Here is a 253-nt window from a genome sequence, read left to right as displayed (position 1 = left end):
CAGATCAACGGCCAGCTCGAGTTCGGCTCGGTCATCAACGACTCGGACGAGCGCGACAAGGAAACGGCCGGCGACATGGACTTCGGCAACTTCAATCTGGGCTTCACCGGCGGTACCGGCAAGTTCAACTACTCCTATCAGTATCGCTTCTACGACGGCTACAACTTCCTCCAGCACGGCTGGCAGGGCTACGACCTGAACGATGACGACAGCCTCAAGCTGGGCCTGGTCCAGGCGCCGTTCGGCAACATGG

Annotated in this window: 1 pseudogene; it reads left to right on the top strand. The window is 60.1% G+C overall.

Annotation, left to right across the window (positions count from 1 at the left end):
• A pseudogene (locus CVH10_RS22515) lies at positions 1–253 on the top strand (hypothetical protein); the annotation flags it as partial.

The sequence above is a fragment of the Halomonas sp. ND22Bw genome (assembly GCF_003011945.1).
GTDB lineage: Bacteria > Pseudomonadota > Gammaproteobacteria > Pseudomonadales > Halomonadaceae > Halomonas > Halomonas halophila.
Note: the sequence above shows the minus strand (reverse complement) of the source record. Positions and strands in the feature narration are given on the sequence as shown.